The sequence below is a fragment of the Pseudomonas sp. H1_A03 genome (assembly GCF_054685145.1).
Window position 1 is genome coordinate 4,598,728 of the sequence record NZ_CP162829.1, and the last position, 24,173, is coordinate 4,622,900.

The 24,173-nt window shown below is 59.4% G+C and carries 23 protein-coding genes and 1 pseudogene; 17 read left to right on the forward strand and 7 right to left on the reverse strand.

From position 1 onward, the window contains the following. Positions 1 to 13 precede the first annotated feature (13 nt). On the reverse strand, positions 14 to 775 hold the full coding sequence (locus AB4O35_RS21455) for a pyrroline-5-carboxylate reductase family protein (protein ID WP_065945441.1): 762 nt from the start codon (positions 773 to 775) through the stop codon (positions 14 to 16). A 163-nt stretch (positions 776 to 938) separates the two neighbouring features. Between AB4O35_RS21455 and AB4O35_RS21460 the strand changes: the two genes are divergently transcribed. The 9 genes from AB4O35_RS21460 (at position 939) to AB4O35_RS21500 (ending at position 6,407) form a co-directional block, all read left to right on the forward strand. Continuing rightward, positions 939 to 1,295 carry a VOC family protein gene (locus AB4O35_RS21460; protein ID WP_065872931.1) on the forward strand — a complete coding sequence of 119 codons (357 nt, stop codon included), beginning with the start codon at positions 939 to 941 and terminating at the stop codon, positions 1,293 to 1,295. A gap of 55 nt (positions 1,296 to 1,350) precedes the next feature. Then, on the forward strand, positions 1,351 to 1,815 hold the full coding sequence (locus tag AB4O35_RS21465; protein WP_065872930.1) for a hypothetical protein: 465 nt from the start codon (positions 1,351 to 1,353) through the stop codon (positions 1,813 to 1,815). Between the two features lie 208 nt (positions 1,816 to 2,023). Further along, complete coding sequence (locus AB4O35_RS21470) at positions 2,024 to 2,455, forward strand: bleomycin resistance protein (protein ID WP_065945440.1); 432 nt, start codon at positions 2,024 to 2,026, stop codon at positions 2,453 to 2,455. A 137-nt stretch (positions 2,456 to 2,592) separates the two neighbouring features. Further along, on the forward strand, positions 2,593 to 3,201 hold the full coding sequence (locus AB4O35_RS21475; RefSeq protein WP_225930631.1) for a hypothetical protein: 609 nt from the start codon (positions 2,593 to 2,595) through the stop codon (positions 3,199 to 3,201). 84 nt (positions 3,202 to 3,285) lie between these two features. Beyond that, complete coding sequence (locus tag AB4O35_RS21480) at positions 3,286 to 3,828, forward strand: ATP-binding protein (protein WP_065880607.1); 543 nt, start codon at positions 3,286 to 3,288, stop codon at positions 3,826 to 3,828. A gap of 109 nt (positions 3,829 to 3,937) precedes the next feature. Further along, positions 3,938 to 4,429, forward strand: a complete 492-nt coding sequence (locus tag AB4O35_RS21485; protein WP_065890913.1) for a GNAT family N-acetyltransferase — start codon at positions 3,938 to 3,940, stop codon at positions 4,427 to 4,429. Between the two features lie 199 nt (positions 4,430 to 4,628). Next, a complete protein-coding gene (locus AB4O35_RS21490) occupies positions 4,629 to 5,249 on the forward strand; it encodes a LysE family translocator (RefSeq protein WP_065945439.1) in 621 nt (206 codons plus the stop codon). A gap of 29 nt (positions 5,250 to 5,278) precedes the next feature. Further along, on the forward strand, positions 5,279 to 5,998 hold the full coding sequence (locus AB4O35_RS21495) for an SDR family NAD(P)-dependent oxidoreductase (RefSeq protein WP_065880608.1): 720 nt from the start codon (positions 5,279 to 5,281) through the stop codon (positions 5,996 to 5,998). Positions 5,999 to 6,014: 16 nt separating this feature from the next. Next, the gene (locus AB4O35_RS21500; protein WP_065872923.1) at positions 6,015 to 6,407 is read left to right on the forward strand and encodes an ester cyclase; all 393 of its coding nucleotides are present in this window, start codon (positions 6,015 to 6,017) and stop codon (positions 6,405 to 6,407) included. 114 nt (positions 6,408 to 6,521) lie between these two features. Here the strand turns inward: AB4O35_RS21500 and AB4O35_RS21505 are convergent, their stop codons facing one another. Continuing rightward, complete coding sequence (locus AB4O35_RS21505; protein ID WP_065945438.1) at positions 6,522 to 7,418, reverse strand: SGNH/GDSL hydrolase family protein; 897 nt, start codon at positions 7,416 to 7,418, stop codon at positions 6,522 to 6,524. 206 nt (positions 7,419 to 7,624) lie between these two features. On the opposite strand from AB4O35_RS21505, the gene AB4O35_RS21510 reads away from it, so the two are divergent. From AB4O35_RS21510 to AB4O35_RS21530, 5 genes are all read left to right on the forward strand, one after another. Further along, entirely contained in the window at positions 7,625 to 9,016 is a 1,392-nt protein-coding gene (locus AB4O35_RS21510; protein ID WP_065880609.1) for a hypothetical protein, read from the forward strand. A 292-nt stretch (positions 9,017 to 9,308) separates the two neighbouring features. Beyond that, entirely contained in the window at positions 9,309 to 10,157 is an 849-nt protein-coding gene (gene dapA, locus AB4O35_RS21515) for a 4-hydroxy-tetrahydrodipicolinate synthase (RefSeq protein ID WP_065880611.1), read from the forward strand. Positions 10,158 to 10,316: 159 nt separating this feature from the next. Continuing rightward, on the forward strand, positions 10,317 to 11,489 hold the full coding sequence (locus AB4O35_RS21520; RefSeq protein ID WP_083207067.1) for an alpha/beta hydrolase: 1,173 nt from the start codon (positions 10,317 to 10,319) through the stop codon (positions 11,487 to 11,489). 127 nt (positions 11,490 to 11,616) lie between these two features. Next, on the forward strand, positions 11,617 to 12,993 hold the full coding sequence (locus AB4O35_RS21525) for a pyridoxal-phosphate dependent enzyme (protein WP_065872918.1): 1,377 nt from the start codon (positions 11,617 to 11,619) through the stop codon (positions 12,991 to 12,993). Then, positions 12,990 to 14,156, forward strand: a complete 1,167-nt coding sequence (locus tag AB4O35_RS21530; RefSeq protein ID WP_065945437.1) for a cystathionine gamma-synthase — start codon at positions 12,990 to 12,992, stop codon at positions 14,154 to 14,156. Before AB4O35_RS21525 ends, AB4O35_RS21530 begins: the two co-directional genes overlap by 4 nt. A gap of 31 nt (positions 14,157 to 14,187) precedes the next feature. On the opposite strand, the gene AB4O35_RS21535 is transcribed toward AB4O35_RS21530, so the two are convergent. Beyond that, a complete protein-coding gene (locus AB4O35_RS21535; protein WP_065945436.1) occupies positions 14,188 to 16,386 on the reverse strand; it encodes an OsmC domain/YcaO domain-containing protein in 2,199 nt (732 codons plus the stop codon). 162 nt (positions 16,387 to 16,548) lie between these two features. On the opposite strand from AB4O35_RS21535, the pseudogene AB4O35_RS21540 reads away from it, so the two are divergent. Both AB4O35_RS21540 and AB4O35_RS21545 read left to right on the forward strand, forming a co-directional pair. Next, positions 16,549 to 16,824 (forward strand): annotated as a pseudogene (locus AB4O35_RS21540) (PAS domain-containing protein); the annotation flags it as partial. Between the two features lie 255 nt (positions 16,825 to 17,079). Next, complete coding sequence (locus tag AB4O35_RS21545) at positions 17,080 to 18,114, forward strand: methyl-accepting chemotaxis protein (protein ID WP_437182538.1); 1,035 nt, start codon at positions 17,080 to 17,082, stop codon at positions 18,112 to 18,114. A 327-nt stretch (positions 18,115 to 18,441) separates the two neighbouring features. Here the strand turns inward: AB4O35_RS21545 and AB4O35_RS21550 are convergent, their stop codons facing one another. From AB4O35_RS21550 to AB4O35_RS21565, 4 genes are all read right to left on the reverse strand, one after another. Then, complete coding sequence (locus AB4O35_RS21550; RefSeq protein ID WP_065945435.1) at positions 18,442 to 19,767, reverse strand: NAD(P)/FAD-dependent oxidoreductase; 1,326 nt, start codon at positions 19,765 to 19,767, stop codon at positions 18,442 to 18,444. Between the two features lie 99 nt (positions 19,768 to 19,866). After that, positions 19,867 to 20,535: a haloacid dehalogenase type II gene (locus AB4O35_RS21555; protein WP_065909481.1), complete on the reverse strand. Its 669-nt coding sequence runs from the start codon at positions 20,533 to 20,535 to the stop codon at positions 19,867 to 19,869. Between the two features lie 191 nt (positions 20,536 to 20,726). Continuing rightward, positions 20,727 to 22,082 carry an aspartate aminotransferase family protein gene (locus AB4O35_RS21560; protein WP_065909483.1) on the reverse strand — a complete coding sequence of 452 codons (1,356 nt, stop codon included), beginning with the start codon at positions 22,080 to 22,082 and terminating at the stop codon, positions 20,727 to 20,729. Positions 22,083 to 22,107: 25 nt separating this feature from the next. Further along, the gene (locus AB4O35_RS21565) at positions 22,108 to 23,193 is read right to left on the reverse strand and encodes a phosphotransferase (protein WP_065872912.1); all 1,086 of its coding nucleotides are present in this window, start codon (positions 23,191 to 23,193) and stop codon (positions 22,108 to 22,110) included. Between the two features lie 299 nt (positions 23,194 to 23,492). Between AB4O35_RS21565 and AB4O35_RS21570 the strand changes: the two genes are divergently transcribed. Then, entirely contained in the window at positions 23,493 to 24,173 is a 681-nt protein-coding gene (locus tag AB4O35_RS21570) for a GntR family transcriptional regulator (protein ID WP_065872911.1), read from the forward strand.

Sequence of the window (24,173 nt, forward strand, 5' to 3'; positions counted from 1 at the left end):
CGTAATAATGTCGTCAGCCTTTCTGTAGCCGCTTAAGCACCTGATCAAACGTCTCGCGCCACGCCTGTATTGCGCCGTTATCCCTGAGTACCTCCAACCCCGCCGCCGTAAACGTCCCTGGCGTCGCAATGGCGCTACCCAACGCTTGCAGGCTGGCCTGCGGCTGGTGCCGGGCGCTGGCCAGGCAGTCTTGCATGTTGCCCATCACAAGCTGCGCAGCCTGCTCTTTCGACAAGCCCTTATCGGTAAACCATTGCTGCAAATCGCTCAGGAAGAAGTAGAACCAACCATTCATGCAAGCCGCCACGGTGGCCAGTTCGAACGCCGCTTCGTCGAGCACTATCAACGAACCCAGCGTGCCCAGTAGCGTCTCATAAGGCTCACCGCCTGGCGTGATCACCACCATGGACTGGTTGATCTGGGCCGCATAGGACAGCATTGCGCGCACGGGGCGCGCCTGTGGGAAGCAGCGTTGCAACTCGCTGTGCTTCAAACCGGCCACCAACGACACCAGCGTTTGCTGGGGTTTGAGCTGTATTTCATTGGACAGTTGCTCGACCACCTCCGGGCGCACACCGAGGAATAACAGGTCTGACTCATCAACGACCTGTTGATTGTCGGCCATCACCTCACACGCGCACTGACGGCTGAGTTGCTGTGCACGTTCGTGGTTTCGCGGAGAAAGCAGCACCCGCCCGGCAAACCCGCCACGGCGCAGCCCGATCACAAGCTTCTCCGTCAGCTCACCCACACCCAGGATTCCAATCTTCAGCACTGTGTTTCCTCCCTTATCTCAAGCCGATAATGGCGCGGTTTCGAAGCATCATAGGCACATTTGGCGACCCCGGTTTCGCCCTGAGTAACTACTCAAGCAAGATTCATGAAGGTGTACGAGTACGTTACACTCGCTGCCTTAAACATCAGCCATGGAGGCAAGCATGAGTGTTCGCGGTCAAGATCGGCAAATCGACAACATCGAGTTCAATGTGGGCGACATTGCCCGCAGCAAAGCGTTCTACGCCAGCGCGTTTGGCTGGACATTCGTCGACTACGGCCCTACCTACACTGAGTTCAGCGATGGCCGCCTTACCGGTGGCTTCACCACGGGTGAGCCGGTTCGACCAGGTGGTCCTTTAATCATTTTGTACACCGACGACCTCGATGCCGCGCAGCAGCGGCTCAAAGCCCTGGGCGCTGTAATTACCCGCGCGACATTTTCGTTCCCCGGTGGAAGCAGGTTCCATTTCACCGACCCTGATGGTTACGAACTGGCAGTGTGGAGTGTTCAACCGTAAACCTGCGCAGTCCCCTCGCAGATGCCCCATTTCTTGATTAGCCCAGGTGTTGTCAATGCGCAAACTTACCCTACCGTTTTTGCTCCTGCTTCTGGGCCTGCACGGTTGTGCCGAAATGCCCGCGTACTCGAACGTCGAGTCCGGCGATATCAACGACGAGTCTCTCTACACCGTCGTCGAAACCGACACCTATGCGGGCAGGCCTCAACGTAGCCTCCTTGACGGCCAAGCGGACCTGAACATCATCCGGATTAACGACAAAAAAGTGGGGGACATTCCGTTCTCCACTTACTACTACCGGAATGACTCCCCTCAGCGCGCCGTACTGACTCCCGGCGCGTACAAGATCCAGTTGGAGTACCACCTGCCCCGCCACTTCATGTTTACGGAGTTGGCGTTTGAGGGGAAGCCCGGCCAAAAGATAATCGCCCGCTCCCAGTACATTGGGCTCAATCGCCTGAAGATATGGCTGGAGGATGCGGCGACGGGGGAAGTCGTCAGTAAGGGTGTGCGCTATTAGGGGGCACCCGCTAGCCTTCGCTTATGCCTGGGGCTGTAGGGTGCCCAATACAATAAGCCCTCTATATTCCACGAGCTGGCCATTGAGTCCGAGTTGAGAGCGTATGGGTTTTCGTACACGGGCCGGACGTTGGTAATCGCACCCTCCAACGCGCTTGTGATTTACAAGCGTCACCGCTGAATAAGCCTAATGAAAGGGAAGTCACCTGATGTTCGAACGTAGCAAGCTGGTTCCAGAGTTAATGGTCACGGACCTGGAAAGCAGCCTGGCCTTTTGGGTGTCCTGCCTGGGATTTGAAGTGGTTTACCAACGCCCAGAAGACGGGTTCGCTTACCTCGACCTGAACGGTGCGCAAGTCATGCTTGAGCAGGCCGCCCCGGATGCAGGCCAATGGCTGACTGCTCCGTTGAGTAAGCCGTTTGGAAGAGGCATCAACCTGCAGATTGACGTTGTGGCTGTGGCCCCCATCATCCAGAAACTGGGTCAGGCTAGACTGCCACTCTTTCGAGCATGCAAAGACACCTGGTATCGGGCGAACAACGTAGAAGTCGGCCAGCGCGAATTCATCGTCCAGGATCCCGATGGCTATCTTGTAAGGTTGGTCGAGCGTTTGGGTGAACGGCCGGCGGGTTCAGCTTGAAGCAGGCAAAGGCGAACGTCCGCTCAGCAGCACATGTCAGGTGGGCGAATAAGCACCCTTCATAGTATGGTTGCGGCCACCAACCATCACAGGAATGAAGGTTACCCATGCGTTTACTCTTTCCTCTGGCCGTCAGCTTGACCCTGATCGGCTGCGCCACCACCAAAACCGACGTCCGCAACGAAGCACAAATCAGCCAATATGACCCGGCCAACTCAGCCCGCGTCCGCCTGATCACGGGTGACACCACCAACGCGGGCTTCCTCAGTGGCCAGACCTGCGAGAAGTTTTACAACGAGTCCCTGCTGACCAAAACGCCTGAAGAAGCCGGATGGCAAAAAGCGCATGTCGACTCGGCGGGCCTTTACCCTTTCAGAGCGACCGACAGCCAGAACAGCGTGATTGGCATGCCCGCCAGCAAGGCGAGCAAAGCCATCAACCAATCGCCCAAGGTATTTGACGAGCATGTCATCCCGGCGGGTAAACCCTTCATTGCCGGGTTCGCCATGGGCGGCTCACAAATGTCCTGCTTTCCCGCGCCCGTCACGCTCATCCCCGAGCCTGGTAAGGACTATGAAATGGAACTTCAGATGCTGAAAATCAGCACGTTCAAGGCCGGTTGCGTGATTGCCGTGCGCCAACTCTCGGCGCAGGGCAATACCACCGTTGAAACACCGCTGAGACCGCAGGTGTGTGCCAAGACACCGTCGGGTTGGTACACCGTCAATCCAGCGCCTTTGCCTTGAAATGCCAGAGCAGGACGGAATAGTCGGCCTGCTTATCGGGTAGCTCACTGACCTAGAAACCAGCGTGTATTCATGGAGGAAAAAATGCGGATTTACATCACAGGTGCGTCGTGTGCGGGCGTGACGACTTTGGGTCAGAACCTCGCCACGCGGCTTGATGTAAGGCAGGTCGATGTCGATGATTATTACTGGATGCCCACAGACCCTCCTTACACAACCAAGCGGCCTCCCGCTGATCGCGTGTCATTGATGCAGCAAGCACTCGGTGACGGCGATTGGGTGTTGAGCGGTTCATGCATGGGCTGGGGCGATGCGCTGATCGCTGATGCGGAGCTGATTGTCTTCGTTGTCACACCAACACCCGTTCGCCTTGAACGGCTGGCGGCACGTGAGAAAGAGCACTTTGGCGGCCGGATAGCGCCAGGTGGTGACATGCATCAGATACATGAGGCCTTTCGGGAATGGGCTTCGCAGTATGATGACCCGAACTTTTCAGGACGCAACCGAGCGTGGCACGAGGCGTGGTTATCCCGGCAGACGGCCCCGGTCTTACGGGTTGACGGGATGAGCAGTGCTGAACAGATGGCAGAGGATGTCGTGCAGGCGGTGTCGCGCATGTCGCCGTAGCTGAACACTCGGAATCCGTTAACCCACATTGCCCCATCCACCGTTGGGACTTTTCAAACAAGCTTTCTGTGAGAGCTGATTCTACTGAATAGAAACGGGAGCACTCGGGATGCAATTTCAGCCCGCAACTACGGATATCCCTTTAGTTACTCTTGTTGGAACTCAACCCAGTGATTTCGAAACACTTGTGGCTATTCGGATTGAAGCCATGCGTGAAAGCCTTGTACGCATTGGTCGCTTCGATCCCGTGCGGGCCCGAGAGCGTTTTCGCGAAGGCTTTTCCTCCGAGTCCACTCGCTACATCGAAGTTTCCGGCGAGCGAGTAGGTTTCGTCGTCGTCAAGCCGCTTATCGACGGATTACTGCTTGATCATTTGTACATCAAGCCGAGCGCACAAGGCGCGGGCATAGGTTCGGTTGTCCTTAGTCAAATCTTCGTGGAAGCGGAGGCCGCAGGAATGGCAGTGCGGGTAGGGGCTCTCAGAGAAAGCGAGTCAAATCGCTTTTACACGCGTCATGGCTTCCAGTTTGTCGAAAGTACCGAGTTCGACAACTATTATGTTCGTCACCCTGCCCAAGGCAACTCGGCAGCCGAGACCTGATCCAGGCCCAGCTGACCTGATGGATGGCGTCGGTCAACGTTTGCGTGCCGAGGTTTCAACTACCGAAGAGACACCGGCAAGCCAGAGCTAGGTTGATCCGCGCGCGTTGGCGTCATCGCAGACTCAACGCGCGCATTGTCCAACTGCCCCCTGTCCCCTTATCCTCACACCTCCCCGCCCACGCGATCCCGGAGCTGCCATGGACCTCGCCACCCTCGCCCTTTTCCTCCCCGCCTGCTTCGCCTTGAACATGGCGCCCGGCCCGAACAACTTGCTGTCCGTGAGCAACGCCACTCGCTATGGCTACCGCACCTCGTGCCTGGCAGGTATTGGCCGGCTGCTGGCCTTCGCCGGCATGATCGCCCTCGCATCGGCCGGTTTGGCAGTGGTGCTGCAAACGTCGGAGTTGTTGTTTTATGGGATCAAGATTCTGGGGGCGGCGTATCTGTTTTATCTGGCGTATCAGTTGTGGCGGGCGAATCCCGAAGCAGAGGCTGAGTTGACTACTGCTAGTGTGGGATTGTGGGCGTTGGCGCGTCAGGAGTTTTTAGTGGCGGCGGGCAATCCGAAAGCCATCTTGATCTTCACCGCGTTCCTGCCGCAATTCGTCGTGCCCGGCGAGCCGATCACTCCACAATTCGCTCTACTGGGCGTGATGTTCCTGGTGCTGGAATGGATCGCCATCAGTGCCTACGCCTATATGGGCCTGCATATGCGGCGCTGGTTTGCGGAGCCTCGGGGCAAGCGTATGTTTAATCGATGCTGCGCGGGGTTGCTGTCAGCGGCGGCGACGGTGTTGTTGATGGCGCGCAGGGCTTAACTAACGTTATACAGTCAAGGAGACACGTAATGAAAACCATGGTGGTTGGCGCAAGCAAAGGGTTGGGAAAAGCCCTGATCGAGGGACTCGGCGAGGCTGGGGATACATTGCTGGGCGTGTCCCGCAGCCGTCCCGAGCACCTGGACCACAAGGCTGGCGTTGAGGTGAAGTGGATCGAGGCTAACCTCGCCAAACCCGCTCAGGCAGCGCAAGTCATTGCAGAAACGATCTTAGAAAGTGGTTTGGACACGCTGATCTACAACCTGGGCATCTGGGAAGAATTTGCCTTCGACCCGACCTACAACTTCCTGGCCGACGACGATGACCAGATCGAAGCCATCGTCACCTGCAACATCACGTCTACCCTGCTGCTGATCAAGCGACTGTTGCCAGTGCTACTCAAAAGCCCCAACCCCAGGATCATCCTGACCGGCTCCACTTCCGGCCTGCCGCAAAGTGGCCGTCCGGAAGTGGCTTTTGGGGCCTCCAAGTTTGCCTTGCGCGGGATTGCCGATGCACTGCGTGAAGGCTATCGCCAGCAGCGCTTGGCGGTTACGTGTCTGAACCTGGGGTACCTGAATACGCAAGACCCTTTGAGTACGCCGCGTGCGCAGGCCGAGCAGCGTGATGAAGGCCACTCGATCCCCGTGCACGACGTGGTGCAGGTGGTGCGCATGGCGTTAAGCCTGTCGTCGGCCAGCTTCGTCAAGGAAATCACCTTGCCGGCAATTCTGGACGAGCGCTTTTAACAGAGGAGAACGCCGTATGCGCCGAGATGAACTCGCCGCCTTTTACCAGGGCTATATCGACTGTTTGAACCGCCAGGACTGGGACCGCCTGGATCACTTCGTGCACCCGGACGTGACCTACAACGCCAAGGTAGTCGGCCTCGCCGGCTACCGCGCCATGCTGGAGCGGGACTTTCGCGAGATACCTGACCTGGTGTTTCGTATCCAATTGCTGGTCGCCGACCCGCCTACTGTTGCCAGCCGCCTGAATTTCAATGTTACCCCCCGAGGCGAGTTTTTCGGGCTGCCGATCAATGGGCGTAAGGTGAGCTTCGACGAGAATGTGTTCTATGAGGTGGTGGACGGTAAATTTGCCCACGTGTGGTCGGTAATCGACAAGGGAGCCATCGAACAGCAACTGGCCGTCTAGACTCCACACACAGATTTTCTGTGGAGACCGACCATGAACCGCAAAAATACCCTTTGCCTCTGGTACGACGGCACCGCCCTTCATCGCCGCGATTGAAGCGGCGGTGGCCGCAGGTTAAGGCAGCACCTCAAGCATCGCCTTGGCCGCCAGCGCGTGGACTGTGCGGGTGGGGTGCCACTCGTCCCAGTAATAATGGGCATCGGGGTTGGTGCACACCGGTTTCACTTCCGGGTAAGTGGCTTGGCACGGTGTGTCCAGGTCCTTGAAGCCATTGGCGGCGGGATTGGCGCGCAGTTTGTCGCTGAAGGCCAAGTGGTCGAAATAGCTGACCTTTGCCACGCCGACCTGCGCCAGCGCAGCCGGGAGTTTTTGCGCCAGCAACTGCTGGTATTTCTTCGCATTATCGACCTGGTTGCCCTGCACCACGGCGGGCACATGGCTGAGGTCTGTGGTGCCCACCACCATTACGTGCCTGGCGCCCGCCGCTACCAATTGCTCGGTAGCGCTGCGAATGTTGGCCAGGCTGGATTCGCTCAGTGCTTCAATGGTTACAGGATGGGAGAAATCGGCCCATTCGAAAAAGTCATTGGCAGAGATGAAGATGAAATACAGCGCCTTGGGGTCGGCTTTGTGCGAATTGGCGGCCTGCAAGTGCTCGGCGACTTGGCCCAGAACGCCCGTATCCTGGGACGGCATCATCCACGTGTAGTAGTTGCCGTGGCCACTTTTGGCCCCCCCTACCGCGTAGTCGGTCAGGGGTATTTTCAGTGCGTCGGCCAAGCCTTCGACGGCGGTCGGGCCATTGCTCCAGCGTCCCTTCCAATACAGCGGGCCTGGCAGCGCTTGGGCATCCTTGACCTGTTGCGTCGCGAGTCGCGTGGTGAGCGCTTCGCCCGCGCCATTGTCGGAATAGCTGTCGCCGAAGGCATACAGATGATCGTAGCTCGAGGCGCCTAAGGCGGTCGAGGCAGACAGGGTCAGCAGAGCAGCCAGGCACGCGCGTCGAATCATCGAAGTTCTCCCAGAATGTCTGGATAGACTAGCGCCCCGCTGCAAACGCAGTAAAACGATTGCGACCCGCACATATCCGGCGGCGGCCATGCAAGCGCTGTACAGATGCCGTTTGGCTCGTTAGGCTTTCACCTTGTAACATCCGGCTACAGATTCAGCTCTCCCCGCCGTCACCCTTAAACCCGAATGGACTCAACGAGGCTCTCGTGCGCTTTATCACTCCTCTTTTGCTGATCGGTGGCATCGCCACCCTGGCCGGTTGTGCCAACCAGAAAACCCAAGTCGACCGCATGTTCGCCGACACCCTCGCCCAGCCCCTGGTTGAAAACAGCATCGTGCGCGAAGGCGACCTGCTCAGCTTCGAGCTGCTGATGCCGGACGGCCCGAGTGGTCTGCGGCGCACCATGCAATTCGAGGCAGCCTGTTCATCGCCGCAACTGCATTTGCTGTACCTGGACGGCTCGCAACGTGTCTACCCCGCCAGTGCCGGCCGCTACAGCGCGGCGCGCAAATTATCGCCGCAATTGCGCTCGACCTTGGCCGCCAACCAGACATTCGTGCGCGCCTGTGCCGAAACGCCGAAGCCAGACTGGCGCCTGGTGCAGGCCAACGAGCATGACAACCAGGTATTGATCGACGCCAACAGCATCAAGACCGTGAATGGCGAAACACGCTTCTGGGCCGCCTTCGACGAACCGGCGGTGCTCAACGATATGCCCTACAACGCCCCCTATGCGCAGAAACGCGAGCACTTTGCGGTGTCTTGCACGGACGGTACCTACAAGGCGCTGGCTGGCTACGACATGGACGCCGACAACCGCGTCAGTGATGGCCGCGTCGACAGTTTCCCCACGCCACAGAAAATCGCCGGTAGCGATGCCGACTATGTGCTGTTATTCAATAAGGTGTGCGTCACCCCGCAGAAGATTGCCGCGCTGCCGGCGTTCAAACCACGGCTGAAGGCGCCGGTGACCATTGCACTGACCTCGGTACAACCTCAGGTGCTGGCCGCAATCACGCAGTTGAACCTGGACAAGCCCGCCCGTGCCTTCAAATACGTGCACATGACCGGCACGTCGACACTCAAGGGCGAGACCACCAACAGCCAGAGTGCGGACTTCATCAGCCAAGATGCGGCAAGCGGGCAACTGGCCATCGCCACTCGCGGGCAAGGCTATGAAAGCCACACAGTGAGCTGGCGCAACCTCATCCCCCTGGTGGCGAAAAGCACCTTCAGTTCCTCAGGCATGGCAGAAAGCGAGACGCTGACGCAGCTGAGCTTCACCGGCAACTGGAAATCCCTGCCGGTGGGCGACACCGTGATTTATCAAACAACGCGCTCCAGCCTCAACAGCCTCATTGGCAGCCGCACCAAAGTCCAGATTACCCGCTGCGTAGTTGAACGCGAACTGCAAGCCAGCGAGCTCAACCCTGGCCTGCTCGGGACGGCCAAGGCCCTTAAGTGCAGCTTCGACAATGATGAATACAACCGGGTGAACCACCTGTACTACCTGACCGACTACGCTTACTTCTACGAGTCGAGCACGGACAAGAACGCGTTCTACTACTCCGACACGCGTATCGATAAATTCGAATAAACGCCGTTGACACACTCTGCAATATTCCATAAAGATGGAGGCCTTATTCAGGGTGTGTCAGCCAATGTCCGCAGTGTCCTCCGTTAACCTTTCCGCCATTGGCCCAATTGCCAAGGCGCAAGGTTGCGTGGCGCACGTCCTCAAATCGAAGAAACAGTCGCTCATGTGACCGGGGCGCGCTGTCCCGTCAGATGAGCTGACAGGACATTGAGCGCGACGGTCTTCCTCCCTTGCACAATTCCCTCTGCCCTTCTGACGGTGACTCAAGCGGTCAATCATCAGGAGAAAGTGCATGTCATCGTTTCAAGGTATCTGGGTCCCCGTGGTCACGCCGTTCCATGACGGTGCCATCGACTTTATCGGCCTGCGCCGGCTGGTCAGCCACCTGCTGGAAAAGCACGTGGCCGGGATCATGGTATGCACCACCACCGGGGAAGCCGCATCGCTGAGCCGCCAGGAACAACTCGCGGTGCTGGATGCGGTGTTGCAGTTGGTCCCGGCGCACCGCGTGGTGATGGGCCTCGCGGGCAACAACCAGATTGAATTGCTGCACTTCCAGCGTGAAATCCTGCAACGCCCGGTCGCCGGTTTGCTGGTGCCGGCGCCGAGTTACATCCGCCCGTCCCAGGCCGGCCTAGTGGCCTTCTTCCACTCAGTGGCCGATGCGTCCAGCGTGCCGATCATTCTGTATGACATTCCCTATCGCACCGGCGCAACCTTCGAGCAGGCCACCTTGCTGACTATCGTCACCCACCCGCGGATCTTGGCGATCAAGGACTGCGGCGGCAACCTGGGCAATACCCTGGCGCTGCTGGCCAGCGCTGAGGTGGATGTGTTGTGTGGGGAAGATGTGCAGATGTTCAACGCGCTGTGCCTCGGCGCGACCGGGGCGATTGCGGCCTCGGCACATATAAGGACGGCAGAGTTTGTAGCGTTGTGGCAGCAGGTGCGAGACAACCAACTGGCCGAGGCGCGGACGACGTTTTTCCAGTTGCTGCCATTGATCAACTCGATGTTCATGGAGCCCAATCCGGCGCCAGTGAAGGCCGCACTGGCGCTGGAGGGGTTGATCGGCCGCGAGCTGCGGGCACCTATGCAGCGAGCCAGCGACTCGGTTGTTACCCGGCTGAAGCAATTGTAGGAATGCTCTGACAGAGGCGCTCAGCGGCTATCCGATCGCTTTAGACAGCAGTTACTAATCGTTATATTTTTCCAGGGTGATTGCTCGCTATCAGACTGGCGACAGACCTGATCGGCGCGTAAGGTCGGCTGCACTTTGCGCCGCTTGGGGGGGGACTCGATGAAATCACTGCATTTACTGATGCTGCTCAGCCTGGTCGGTTGCACCGCCCACTCAGCCGTACTGCCCTCACCTGCGCCGTCGAGTTTCGAACAATACCGCCAACAAACGCTGGTGGACCTTGAGCGTGACCGACGTTTCCAAAACCCAGACCACACGCTGGAACTGGACTGGAATGCGCCGCGCGAATGGGTCTCGCAAACGCCCAATGGCCACGGCGTGCTACTGGTGCACGGTTTGGGCGACTCACCGGGGTCCTTCAGCGACATTGGCGCGCAACTGGCGTCGCGGGGCTACCGCGTGCGCACGCTGCTGCTGCCAGGACATGGCACGCAACCGTCGGACATGCTCGACGTTAACATCGAGGATTGGCGCAGGACGGTGGCACAACACGTGGCGCTGCTGCGTCAGGAGGTGGATCAAGTCTATCTCGGCGGTTTCTCCACGGGCGCCAATCTGGTGTTGGAGTACGCTATTGAAGATCCGAGCATTGCCGGGCTGCTGATGTTTTCGCCCGCGTTCAAGGCACGCAATCGTTACATTTGGCTGTCGTCCTGGTTGGCCCACATCAAACCCTGGCTGCGCGACCCTGCCGGCCCTCGCCAGCAACAAACACCGCTGCGCTACCAGAACATCCCCACCAATGGCTTTGCCCAGTTCTACCAGACCAGCAAGTCAGTACGCGACAAACTGAAAGACCGGCCGTTTGATCGGCCCGTACTGATCGTCAGCGCGGCCCATGACTCGGTGATAGACGTCGGTTTTGTAAAGCAAACCTTCGCCGAGCGTTTCACCCACCCGGCTTCGCGAATGATCTGGTACGGCGACCCCAACAGCGCACAACCAATGCCGCGGGTCCTGGTACGCAATGACCACTTGCCCGCAGAGCGGATCAGCCAGTTCTCCCATATGGGGGTGTTGTTCGCCCCCACCAATCCCCTCTACGGGCCCAGCGGCAGCCAGCCTGTTTGCTTGAACGGCCAGACCGATGAGGACTTTGCGCGTTGTCGCGCAGGCGACCCCGTTTGGTATTCGGATTGGGGTTATCGCGAGCCGGGCAAAGTGCATGCGCGGCTGACATTCAATCCGTACTTCGGTTGGCAGGCCAAGGTTATGGATCAAGTGATGCAAGCGTCTTCAACGTCGTTATCGCATCGACAAAACCCGCCCTGACGGCCAATGCGCCAAAAAAAGATAAACAGCGGACCACCCGGTTGCGAGCGCTGCGATCCAGGCCTATGGTCCAAGGCATGCTTTGCACTTTGCTGTCCCACCTACGCCCACTCGCACCGGTGACGCCATGCCCAGCCCTTCCCGCCCCGCCGTCCTCGAGCTTATCGGCAACACGCCGCTGGTTCGGATCAGCCGGTTCGACACCGGTCCCTGCACGCTGTTTCTCAAACTTGAATCGCAAAACCCCGGGGGTTCCATCAAGGACCGTATCGGCCTGGCCATGATCGATGCCGCCGAACGCGACGGCCGTCTGCGCCCTGGCGGCACGATCATCGAAGCCACCGCCGGCAACACCGGGCTGGGCCTGGCACTGGTCGGCCGGGCCAAGGGCTACCGGGTGGTGCTGGTGGTGCCTGACAAGATGTCCACGGAAAAAGTGCTGCACCTCAAGGCCATGGGCGCCGAGGTGCATATCACCCGTTCCGACGTGGGCAAGGGCCATCCCGAGTATTACCAGGACATGGCCGCGCGCCTGGCAGAGGACATTCCCGATTCGTTCTTCGCCGACCAGTTCAACAACCCGGCCAATCCCCTGGCCCACGAGACCAGCACCGCGCCGGAGATCTGGGCCCAGACCCAGCATGATCTGGACGCGATTGTGGTGGGCGTCGGCTCGGCCGGCACGCTCACCGGCCTGACGCGGTTCTTCAAACGCGTGCAGCCCGAACTGGCCATGGTGCTCGCCGACCCTGTCGGTTCGGTGATGGCCGAATACAGCCGCAGCGGCAGGTTGGACACACCGGGCTCCTGGGCGGTGGAAGGCATTGGCGAGGACTTCATCCCCTCGATTGCCGACCTGTCCAGCGTGCGCCACGCCTATTCCATCAGCGATGAAGAAAGCTTCGACCACGCCCGGCAGTTGCTCAAGGCCGAGGGCATCCTTGGCGGTTCATCCACCGGCACCCTGCTCGCCGCCGCCCTGCGTTACTGCCGCGAACAGACCGAGCCCAAGCGTGTGGTGACCTTTGTGTGCGACACGGGCACACGCTACCTGTCGAAGGTCTACAACGACCAATGGATGACCGACGCAGGCCTGCTGCACTACAAACACTACGGCGACCTGCGTGACCTGATCGCGCGGCGCTTCGAAGACGGCCGCGTGATCAGCGTGAGCCCCGACGACACCCTGCTCACCGCCTTCCAGCGCATGCGCCTGGCTGACGTGTCCCAACTGCCGGTGCTGGTGGACGGCAAGCAATTGGTGGGCGTGATCGATGAATCCGACATCCTGCTGGGCCTGCATCAGGACGCCACGCACTTCTCCATGATCGTCTCCAGCGCCATGACAGACACCCTGCAAACCCTGGCCCCCAGCGCCAGCCTGGCGCAATTGCAGGCGGAACTGGATCGCGGCCTGGTCGCCATTATTGCCGACGCCTCGGGCTTCCACGGCCTGATCACCCGCGTCGACCTGCTCAACCACTTACGGAGGTCCCTGGCATGAGTCAGTCTGATAAAAGCGCATTTGCCACCCGAGTGATCCACGCCGGGCAATTCCCCGACCCGACCACCGGCGCGTTGATGCCGCCAATCTACGCCAACTCCACCTACCTGCAAGACAGCCCCGGCTTGCACAAGGGCTTCGACTACGGCCGCTCGCACAACCCGACACGGTTTGCCCTGGAGCGCTGCGTGGCGGACCTGGAAGGTGGCAGCCAGGCATTCGCTTTTGCGTCCGGGCTGGCGGCGATCTCGACGGTGCTGGAATTATTGGATGCCGGCGCCCATATCGTGTCCGGCAATGACCTGTACGGCGGCACTTTCCGTCTGTTCGACAAGGTGCGCCAACGCAGCGCCGGGCACCGCTTCAGCTTTGTCGACCTGAGTGATTTGTCGGCGTTTGAGGCCAGCTTGCAGGACGACACGCGCATGGTCTGGGTCGAGACCCCCAGCAACCCCCTGCTGAGCCTCACCGACCTCAGCGCCATCGCGCGCATCTGCCGCGATCGCGGCATCATCTGCGTGGCCGACAACACCTTCGCCAGCCCATGGATCCAGCGCCCGCTGGAGCTGGGCTTTGATGTGGTGGTGCATTCCACCACCAAATACCTCAACGGCCACTCCGATGTCATCGGCGGCATTGCCATTGTCGGCGACAACCCCGAGCTGGCTGAACGCCTGGGCTTCCTGCAGAACTCGGTTGGCGCCATCGCTGGCCCCTTCGATGCCTTCCTGACGCTGCGCGGCGTGAAAACCCTGGCACTGCGCATGGAGCGCCATTGCAGCAACGCCTTGGACCTGGCCACTTGGCTAGAGCAGCAACCGCACGTTTCGCGGGTGTACTACCCAGGCCTGGCGTCCCATCCGCAGCATGAGCTGGCACGAAAACAGATGCGTGGGTTTGGCGGGATGATTTCGATTGACCTGAACAGCGACCTGGCCGGCGCTACGCGTTTCCTGGAAAACGTCAAGATCTTCGCCCTGGCTGAAAGCCTCGGCGGCGTGGAAAGCTTGATTGAACACCCGGCGATCATGACCCATGCGAGCATTCCGGCCGCCACGCGGGCGCAGTTGGGAATTGGCGATGGGTTGGTGCGGTTGTCGGTGGGCGTTGAGGATGTAGAGGACCTGCGCGCGGATTTGGCGCAGGCCCTGGCACACATCTAACATCCGACATCGATCCCCTGTGGGATCAGCGTCAGGCTGAGGTGATGTTGGCGCGCGCCGAATGCAGCTTCTTGTAACTCTCAATCAAGCGCTGATGCCGCTCCAACCCTTCCAGCTTCATACTGGTCGGCGTCAGGCCATAGAACCGCACATCGCCCTTCACCGAACCAATCACCGCGTCCATCCGCTCATTGCCAAACATGCGGCGGAAGTTGGCTTCGTAATCCGCCAGTTCCAGGTCGTCGTCCAGTTCCATCTCCAGCACCGCATTCATCGCTTGATAGAACAGGCCACGCTCAGCGGTATTGTCGTTGTACTGCAGGAACATCTCCACGCACTCTTTGGCTTCCTCGTGTTGCCGCAAGGCGAGGAAGATCAGCAATTTCAACTCCAGAATGGTCAACTGACCCCAGGCGGTGTTGTCGTCGAACTCAATGCCGATAAGGGTGGTGATATCGGTGTAGTCGTCCAGCTCGCTTTCGATCAGACGCTCGACCAACGCTTGCAGCTCTTCCTCATTGAGGCTGTGCAGGTTGAGGATATCCGCGCGGAAAAACAGCGCCTTATTGGTGTTGTCCCAGATCAGGTCATCCACCGGGTAGATTTCCGAGTAGTCCGGCACCAGGATGCGGCACGCGGTGGCGCCGAGGTGTTCGTACACCGCCATGTAGGATTCTTTGCCCATGCCTTCAAGGATGCCGAACAGCGTCGCGGCTTCCTGGGCATTCGAGTCTTCGCCTTCGCCGGAGAAATCCCACTCAACGAACTCGTAGTCCGACTGGGCACTGAAGAAACGCCACGACACCACCCCGCTGGAGTCGATGAAGTGCTCGACGAAGTTGTTCGGCTCGGTCACCGCCTGGCCTTCAAAGGTCGGCTGCGGCAGATCATTCAAACCCTCGAAACTGCGGCCTTGCAGCAGCTCGGTGAGGCTGCGCTCCAGCGCCACTTCCAGGCTCGGGTGCGCGCCGAAGGAGGCGAAGACGCCGCCGGTGCGTGGGTTCATCAGGGTCACGCACATCACCGGGAATTCACCGCCCAACGAGGCGTCTTTTACCAATACCGGAAAGCCCTGGGCTTCCAGGCCTTGAATACCGGCCAGGATGCCAGGGTATTTGGCCAGGACCTCGGCCGGTACGTCCGGCAAGGCGAACTCACCTTCGATGATTTCACGCTTCACTGCACGCTCGAAAATCTCCGACAGGCATTGCACCTGGGCTTCGGCCAGGGTGTTGCCCGCACTCATACCGTTGCTGAGGTAAAGGTTTTCGATCAGGTTGGACGGGAAGTACACCACCTCCCCGTCGGACTGGCGCACGAATGGCAGCGAAACAATCCCGCGCGCTTCGTTGCCGGAGTTGGTGTCGAACAGGTGAGAACCACGCAGTTCGCCATCGCGGTTGTAAACCTTGAGGCAGTAAGCGTCGAGGATTTCGCTTGGCAGTGCGTCCTTGGGACCTGGCTGGAACCAACGCTCATCCGGGTAATGCACGAAGGCTGCATTCGCCAGTTCTTCGCCCCAGAACTGGTCGTTGTAGAAGAAGTTGCAGTTGAGCCGTTCGATGAACTCGCCCAGTGCCGACGCCAAGGCGCCCTCTTTGGTCGCGCCCTTGCCGTTGGTGAAGCACATCGGCGAGTGTGCATCGCGGATATGCAGCGACCAGACGTTGGGCACGATATTGCGCCACGAAGCGATTTCGATCTTCATGCGCAAGCCGGCGAGAATGCCGGACATGTTGGCGATGGTCTGTTCCAGTGGCAGGTCTTTGCCGGCAATGTAGGTACCGCCCTCGGCCGTAGAACCTGGCATCAACAACGCCTGGGCATCAGCGTCCAGGTTTTCGACTTCTTCGATGACGAACTCAGGCCCGGCCTGCACCACTTTTTTAACCGTGCAGCGGTCGATGGAGCGCAGGATGCCCTGGCGGTCCTTGTCGGAGATATCCGCCGGCAACTCAACCTGGATCTTGAAGATCTGGTTGTAGCGGTTTTCCGGGTCGACAATGTTGTTCTGCGACAGGCGAATATTGTCCGTGGGGATATTGCGTGTTTCGCAGTACAGCTTCACGAAGTACGCCGCGCACAACGCCGACGACGCCAGGAAGTAATCGAACGGCCCCGGTGCCGAGCCATCGCCTTTGTAGCGAATGGGCTGGTCGGCAATCACCGTGAAGTCATCGAACTTGGCTTCAAGCCGGAGGTTGTCGAGAAAGTTGACCTTGATTTCCATGGGGGCACACCAGAATAACGGCTAAACAAAAATGGCCGCCATTATGAGGGGTTTCATCCGCAAATTTCAGGCTTTTGACCAGTGGCTGGCGAATTAGCCAATGTGCATTAACCTTTTAGCAGTTGGCGCCGATGGACTGAGGGCAACCAGGGAGTAGTCTGAATGCGCAATAACCAGCCTGTAACACAACGCGAGATTTCCCTCGCGCCGCAACAAAAACTCATCTCCGCCACGGATGTCCGCGGTGTCATCACTTACTGCAACGACGCCTTTGTCGAGATCAGCGGCTTTGAACGCGCCGACCTGATCGGCGCGCCGCAGAACATCGTACGTCACCCTGATGTGCCCCCCGCCGTTTTTGCGCACATGTGGAGCGCGCTCAAACAAGGCCAGCCGTGGATGGGCATCGTCAAGAATCGCTCGAAAAATGGTGACCACTATTGGGTCAACGCTTATGTCACGGCGATTTTTGAAGGCAATAAGGTTGTCGGTTTCGAGTCAGTGCGGGTCAAGCCCAGCGCCGACGAAATCCGCCGGGCCCAGGCCCTGTATCAGCGTATCAGCCGGGGCAAACCGGGCGTGCCACGCCAGGATGCCTGGCTGCCGGCCGCCGTCAGCTGCGTGCCTTACGTGGCAACCGGACTGGCTGGCAGCCTCGCTGGATTATTCCTCAGTGCACCGCTGGCTATTGCAGTGGCCGTCGCCGTCGCTGTGCCGGTCGGTATGCTTTGCTCACGCTGGCGCCAAGGCAGCACCTTGCGCCTGTTGCAAGGTGTCGAACCCTCGACGTCGGATGCGTTGATCGCGCAGATGTACAGCGACGCCCGGGGGCCACAGGCACGCTTGGAAACAGCGTTCCTCAGCCAGAGCGCGCGCCTGAAAACCTGCCTCACCCGTCTGCAGGACAGCGCTGAACAATTGAGTGCCCTGGCCGGGCAATCCGATCAGTTGGCCTCTGCCAGCTCCAAGGGCCTGGACCGCCAGCGTGTCGAAACCGAACAAGTCTCCGCCGCCGTCAACCAGATGGCCGCGACCACTCAGGAAGTCGCCAGCCACGTACAGCGCACCGCGGATGCCACCCAGCAAGCCAACGTGCTGACCGGACGCGGTCGTGAGGTGGCGCGGGATACCCGTGAAGCCATCGAACGCCTGTCCGCTGTCGTCGCCGAGACTGGCGTCACCGTGGCGCAATTGGCTCGGGACAGCGACGAAATCGGCAGTGTGGTGGATGTGATCAAAGGCATTGCCGACCAGACCAACCTGCTGGCGCTCAACGCGGCTATCGAAGCGGCCCGTGCGGGTGAAATGGGCCGCGGCTTTGCCGTCGTCGCCGACGAAGTGCGCCAACTGGCGCAACGCACCTCCCAATCCACCACCCAGATCCACGGGCTGATTACCCAGTTGCAGGCGTCCTCCAACAACGCCGTGAACAGCATGGCAAACGGTCAACGCCAAGCGCAGGAAGGCGTCGCCTGGGTGCTCGAAGCTGACCAGGCCCTGGTAGGCATCAGCGAAGCGGTGTCCCATATCACCGACATGACCACCCAGATCGCCGCCGCCACCGAAGAACAGAGCGCGGTCGCCGAGGAGATCAGCCGCAACATCACCACCATCGCCGAACTGGCTGACCAGACCTCGATACAAGCCCATCAATCCACTGACCTGAGCAAGGAGCTGACAAGTACCGCATCCACCCAATATGCGTTGGTTGAGCGGTTTAATCGCTGATCCTCTGTTAACGGTGGCAAGCCCGCTTGCTGTGGCGAGCGGGCTTGCCACAGCAAAACCAAAAACCGGTGCCTTTATGGGGTAACCCTGTTTGGGTTAACGCCTGCCTCCCCCCGTCATGAAGCCCTCCCATGTCCATCACGGATAACCCCCTCGCCTTCACCTTCGCTGCCACGCTGCTCACACTCACGCCCGGCCTCGACACCGCACTGGTGTCGCCGGCCAGGAGACAGACTCAGCGATGCACAGCGCCCCACAAGGATCTGCCGAGGCTGTCGGCCGGGCAGTCCCTGGTTTGCGGCAGCACGCCAATCACCGGCGGCGGGCTCAGAAGTCCGCAACCTTACCCCAGGACGAGGACTGGAAGCGGTCCGGGTGATACGGTCGCGGATCAACAATGGGCGCTGCGCCGCTGACGATATCGGCTATCAAGTGGCCTGCGCCTGGACCAATACCAAATCCATGCCCACTGAACCCGGCTGCCAGCACCAGCCCCGGAAGGCTAGGCATTTCGCCAATGCAGGGAACGCCGTCAGGGGTGCTGTCCACATAACCGGCCCAGGCGGCATTGACCTTTGTGCCCTTCAAAGCAGGAACCAGCTCCACCGCTCGCTTGTAGGTCAGTGCAACCGCAGAGGCATCCGCTTTCGGATCGAGAATTCGCATCTTCTCCATCGGCGTCGGCTGGTCCAGGCGCCAGCGTTTCCAGCTTTCATGGCCCGAGCGAATGCCCTCCAGTCCGCCAGGTGCAAGGTTGCGCCATCTGCGCTGAAACATCGGCAGAAACTGCGCAGCGAAACCAAACAGTTGCGGTGTGACGTCGACACGCCCTCTACCACTGATCGCCAGCGTGTAGCTGCCATCGGCGCGGCGCGTCATGGAGGCGCCGGCCGTGTGAAGCGCACTGGGTATTTCCTGAGAAGGCGCGCTTACCGATAGCACAGTCTGCCGAATGGTGGCCTGGGGAAAACGAATGCCATATTGGCGACAGAAGGAGGACGCCCAGGCACCCGCGGCGAGCACCGCGAGCTTGGTACGGATGGTGCCTTTTTCGGTAACCACCGCAGACAATCGACCCGCCTCGGTCTCGACTCCACGGACGGCGCAGCCCTGATGCACCGTGCTGCCCAGGCTCATGATCGCGCGAGCAACCGCCGGCGCAGCGCGGGAAGGATCAGCAATGCCGTCAGTGGGCGCAAACACCCCGCCTTTCCACTGTTTGCAGGTTGCCTTGCCGCGCTCAGCAGCCTGTTGCGCAGAGAGCATATGAGTCTCGACGTTGACGGTGCGGGCAAATTCACCCCAGCGTGCCCAGCCCTCGAGCTCCTTTTCGTTGTTGCTGAGGTAGAGCAGGCCGCAGCGGGTAAACCCCGTGTCTTCATCCGTTTGCGCGCTGAACTGCCCCCACAACTCCAGGCTTTTAGTCGCCATCGGCAACTCGCGCGCATCGCGATTTTGCTGACGACACCAACCCCAGTTACGACTCGATTGCTCGGCACCTATCATGCCCTTCTCGACCAGGGCCACCTTGAAGCCGCGCTTGGCCAGGTAATAGGCGGTAAACGCGCCGATGATGCCGCCGCCAATCACAACCACATCAGCCTCCGTCGGCAGTTCGGGTGTGGTTTTTATGGAAACTAAGGGAGCTGGCATGTTTGAAGTACCCGTTGGCGTCGGTAGCCGTTTACGCTGCATACATTGTTCAAATCGGGTTAGCCTCAACCCGGCGGGTGGATTTTTTCTCCAGGCGCGCTAAAGCCCTACCAGCCCAGGCAACCCACCAATGTCCGAAATCTGATGGTAACCAAAGGTGGCATGCGCGGGCTGCTCATGACCACGGGCGACAAACGCTTTGTGCTTGATCTTCATGTCGTGGGCCGACATCAGGTCATAACGGAAGCTTGACGACACGTGCAGCACATCCTCCGGCCCGCAGTTGAGGTTGTCGAGCATGAACTCAAACGCCGCCAAACGCGGTTTATAAGCCTGGGCCTGCTGCGCGGTGAAGACCTTGTGGAAGGGTGCGCCGAGCTTGTCGACGTTGGACATGATTTGCTCGTCCATCGCATTGGAGAAGATCACCAGTGGAATCTTGCTGGCGATTTTTGCCAGGCCCGCGGGCACATCCGCGTGCGGGCCCCAGGTCGGTACGGCATCGTAGTACAGCTGCCCTTCGTCGCGGTATTCGATCCCCCATCGCTTGCACGTGCGCGCCAGGGCGGTCTTGAGAATCACGTCATACGGCAGCCAGTCGCCCATCACTTGGTCCAGGCGGTAAGCGGCGTAATCCTTGACGAATTGATCCATGCGCTCAGCGGGAACACGGTCGGCGAACAGCTCGCGCGTCAAGGCTGCCGTCTTGAAATTGGTCAAGGTGCCGTAGCAGTCGAAGGTGATGTATTTGGGGCGAAGAAAGCTCATGAATGCGGTCCTTAATGAGGGATGAAGTCATAGCGGGGCAGGCAGTTCGACGCTTGGGGCATCGCTCGTCATGGGGTTATTACATCACCACGAGGCCATGCATAAACGGTTAAAAGCATGGGCTACCTGCAACAAACTACCGTTTACTTGGCCTGGCCCGGCAGACTTTGCCAGCGCGACAGGCCAGGGTTTCACAACGCAGCAAACGCCTTTTCCAGCGCATCCAGCAGTCGACCCGCTTCCTTTGGCGTCCAGATGAGTGGCGGGCGAATTTTCAGGATGCTCGCATCCGGTCCCGTGGCGGAAATCAGCACCCGCTGCTCACGTAAATGGTTAACCAGGCGCAGCGCCGTTTTCATGTCAGGCGCTTTCGAGCTCCGGTCCGTGACCAATTCAACAGCGAAGTACAGGCCGGTGCCGCGCACATCGCCGATCGGCTCATAGCGCTGGGCCAGGTCTTTCAGACCGGCCATGACCAGCCCTCCCACACGGTTGGCGTTGGCCATGAGCTGCTCTTCGCGAATGACGTCGAGCGTTGCCTGCGCTGCGGCAATCGCCACGCTATTACCGCCGAAGGTGTTGAAATAACGCATGTCGCGCCCGAAACTCGCAACGACTTCCGGGCGTACCATCAAGCCCGCCACGGGGTAACCGTTGCCCATGGGTTTGCCCATGGTGATGATGTCCGGCACGACGCCATGCCGCTGATGGCCCCAGAAGTGCGTACCGCTGCGCCCAAAGCCGGACTGAACTTCATCGGCAATGAACAAGCCTCCGGCTTTACGCACGACCTCGGCAATCGGGCCGAACACGTCGACCGGGTCACAAAACACGCCATCGGAGGAGAACAGGCAGTCGGCGATAAAGGCCGCGACACCACCGCCATGGCGCTGGATATCCTGAATCTGCGCACTGACCTGGTCCGCCATATAGCGCCCCAGCGCTTCACGCGGAATACGGTAGGAGTCTGGCGCAGGGACCTGCCGAACAAACGGATCAAGTTTGGCGTTGGCCCCCAGCGAGGGTGAAAACGCCGCCACGGTGGCAGAGTTTCCGTGATACGCCTCGGCGGTCACGATGACGCCGGTGTTACCGGTGTGATGGCGCGCAATGCGGATTGCCAGGTCGTTGGCTTCCGAGCCACTGCACGTGAACATCAACTGCCCGTCAGCGCCCATCTCGCCATCCGCAGTCGCACGCAGCTGTTCGGCATAATCGAGAATGCCGTCCTGCATATAGCGGGTGTGGCTGCACAGGGTACTCAATTGCTCGGTGATCGCCGCGATGACGCGAGGATGGCAGTGCCCCACCGACACGACATTGTTGTAGGCATCCAGATACTCATTGCCGTCCTTGTCATACAGGTAAGCGCCTTTCGCACGGGCCACGCCCACGGGTTCGTTATAGAACAACCGATAGGCCGGGCCTAACAGATTGGCGCGCCGCTCGATATGCTCGCGCGTCGTGACGTCCAGCCTCTCGATATTGGCCGGATTGAACCCGTTTGGCATATCACCACGGGTAGCCTCGATTTTTGAATTGCTCATTTGAATCCCCTTTAGCAAGGAAGCATTAATCGGCGAAGGACATCAGGAGTTCTGACATTTGCGCGGGTGATCGGTTAAGCATCCAGTCGAGCTGGCCCCAGCCGGGCGCAGCATTCCTCAAGATGTACGCGCTGTTGTGCGGGAACAATTGCGAGCGCCAGGTAGTAATCAAGGCTCGGGCGGTCAAGCGCGCCATTGCGAGGTGCGGGATAAGGGCCAGCTCTGCGCCGGTGAGGTCGGCGATGCGAAGGTAGCCCCGCAGGAGATCTTTTGCCGGGGCAAAAATATCCACCGAGTCATCGGCGCCTACCGTGCCTAACTGGTTCATCATGGCCGTGGCGACATCAATGGCGATGGCGGTCTTGACCGTGTCGCCAAAATCAATGACGCCGCTGACAAACTGCTTGCTGCGCGTATCAATCACAATGTTTGAAGTGTTGAAGTCGTTGTGCAGCACTTGCTGCCGACATCCGGCGATCAAGCCCTCAACCGCAGAAAACCGTTCAAGCGCCGTTTCCAATTGCTGGCGGCGCAGCGGCTCAGCCACACAGTTGATCAGGGGCTCGAGTGTGCTCAGGTGCTGAACATCCCAGCACACCTTGCGCGACTCTGCCGGGTGGGAGAAATCGGCAGTGGCCAGCCTGAGACGGGCAAGCAATTGGCCGATATGCTCGCGCCCTAGCGGTTTCACCGAGGTTTTGTCGAGCGGCGTGCCTGCCAGGAAACTCATGAGCCGCACCTGCCTTGAATCGCCATTGCGCGTGGTAATGCGTGTCAGGTACTCACCCTCCAGCGATTGATAAACCCTGGGGGTCGGAAGCTGCGGCGCCTTGCGCTCAATGTGCCGCATCACTTCGACCTGCAGCGAGAGTTCCAGCGGAACCTCCCGCGGGTTGGCGATTTTCAGCACATAAGACGTGCCGCCCTGGCAGTCGCACCGAAACGTATCGTCCTTTTCCGTCGCGAACCGGGTGAGGTCCGCACTTAAGCCAAACTGCTCGCGCAGGATCCGTGTGCCTTCCTCCAGGGAGACCGGGGTAAAAGGCGCCGCCAAATCACCCTGCAAGCTTGCGAGGTCCTCACTGTGCAGATCGTTCTGAATCACTTGCATCGCTGAACTCCTGGCCCTGGACATGCGATGCCGCGCACGTCTTTGATGCCCGAATATTGTGCTACAATTTTTTATATTGAAAGAGATTAAGCCCAATTTTTTTCGAGATACACGGGTTAAATTTCAAGAAATATACTCAAATATTTGATTTTAAATAATAAAAAATTAGTGAATTATTTTTGCCTACTTTTATTTTTGTAGAACAAACACTGAGCACTCAAGGTTGATTGCTGGTGCCCAGCCGCCCAAACATATTAGAATCAACCCTCAGCCGAGCCCCCACCCTGGTGTTGTATAAAATGATTTTTCCCAGCGCGAACATTGACACCCACTCAGCCAAGCCCTCGGCGGTCGAGGTGCTGGCTGCAAAGCTCAAGGGCAGGATCCTGAACGGTGACTTCGAGCCAGGCGAATTCCTGAGGGACGTCAGAATGGCGGATGAGTACGAGGTGGCACGCAACACGTTCCGCAGCGCGGCTCAATTACTGGTCTCATTCGGCTTGTTGCTGAAGGTGCCTAATCGTGGCTTTTGCATACCCGAATTCGGGCCAAACGACATCGTCGATATCGCCAGGTTGCGCGGGGTTCTTGAAACCGAGGCGGTACGCATGATTATCCTCAGCGGGGAGATTCCGCCCGCCGCGCTGAGCGCCGTGGAAACACTGCGTCGCGCGCCGGCCGATGCACCGCGTTCGGAAATCGTCACCGCAGATGGCGATTTTCACCGGGCAATTATCCATGCGAGCGGCAGCCCGCGACTGCGGCGAAGCTATGCGATGCTGGAAAGCGAGATTGAGCTGCTACTGGTGCTGCAACAGCCCTGCTATGAGGACCCGAAGGAGATTGTTTCTGATCATGAACACCTGATCGAGTGCCTGCGCAGCAGGGATTTCGAGACCGCGCGCGTCGCGTTCGTCGAGCATTGGGAAGACCTGAGTACAAAGCTGCTACGTGCGCGCTTCGAGCGCCGCAAGTCCTGA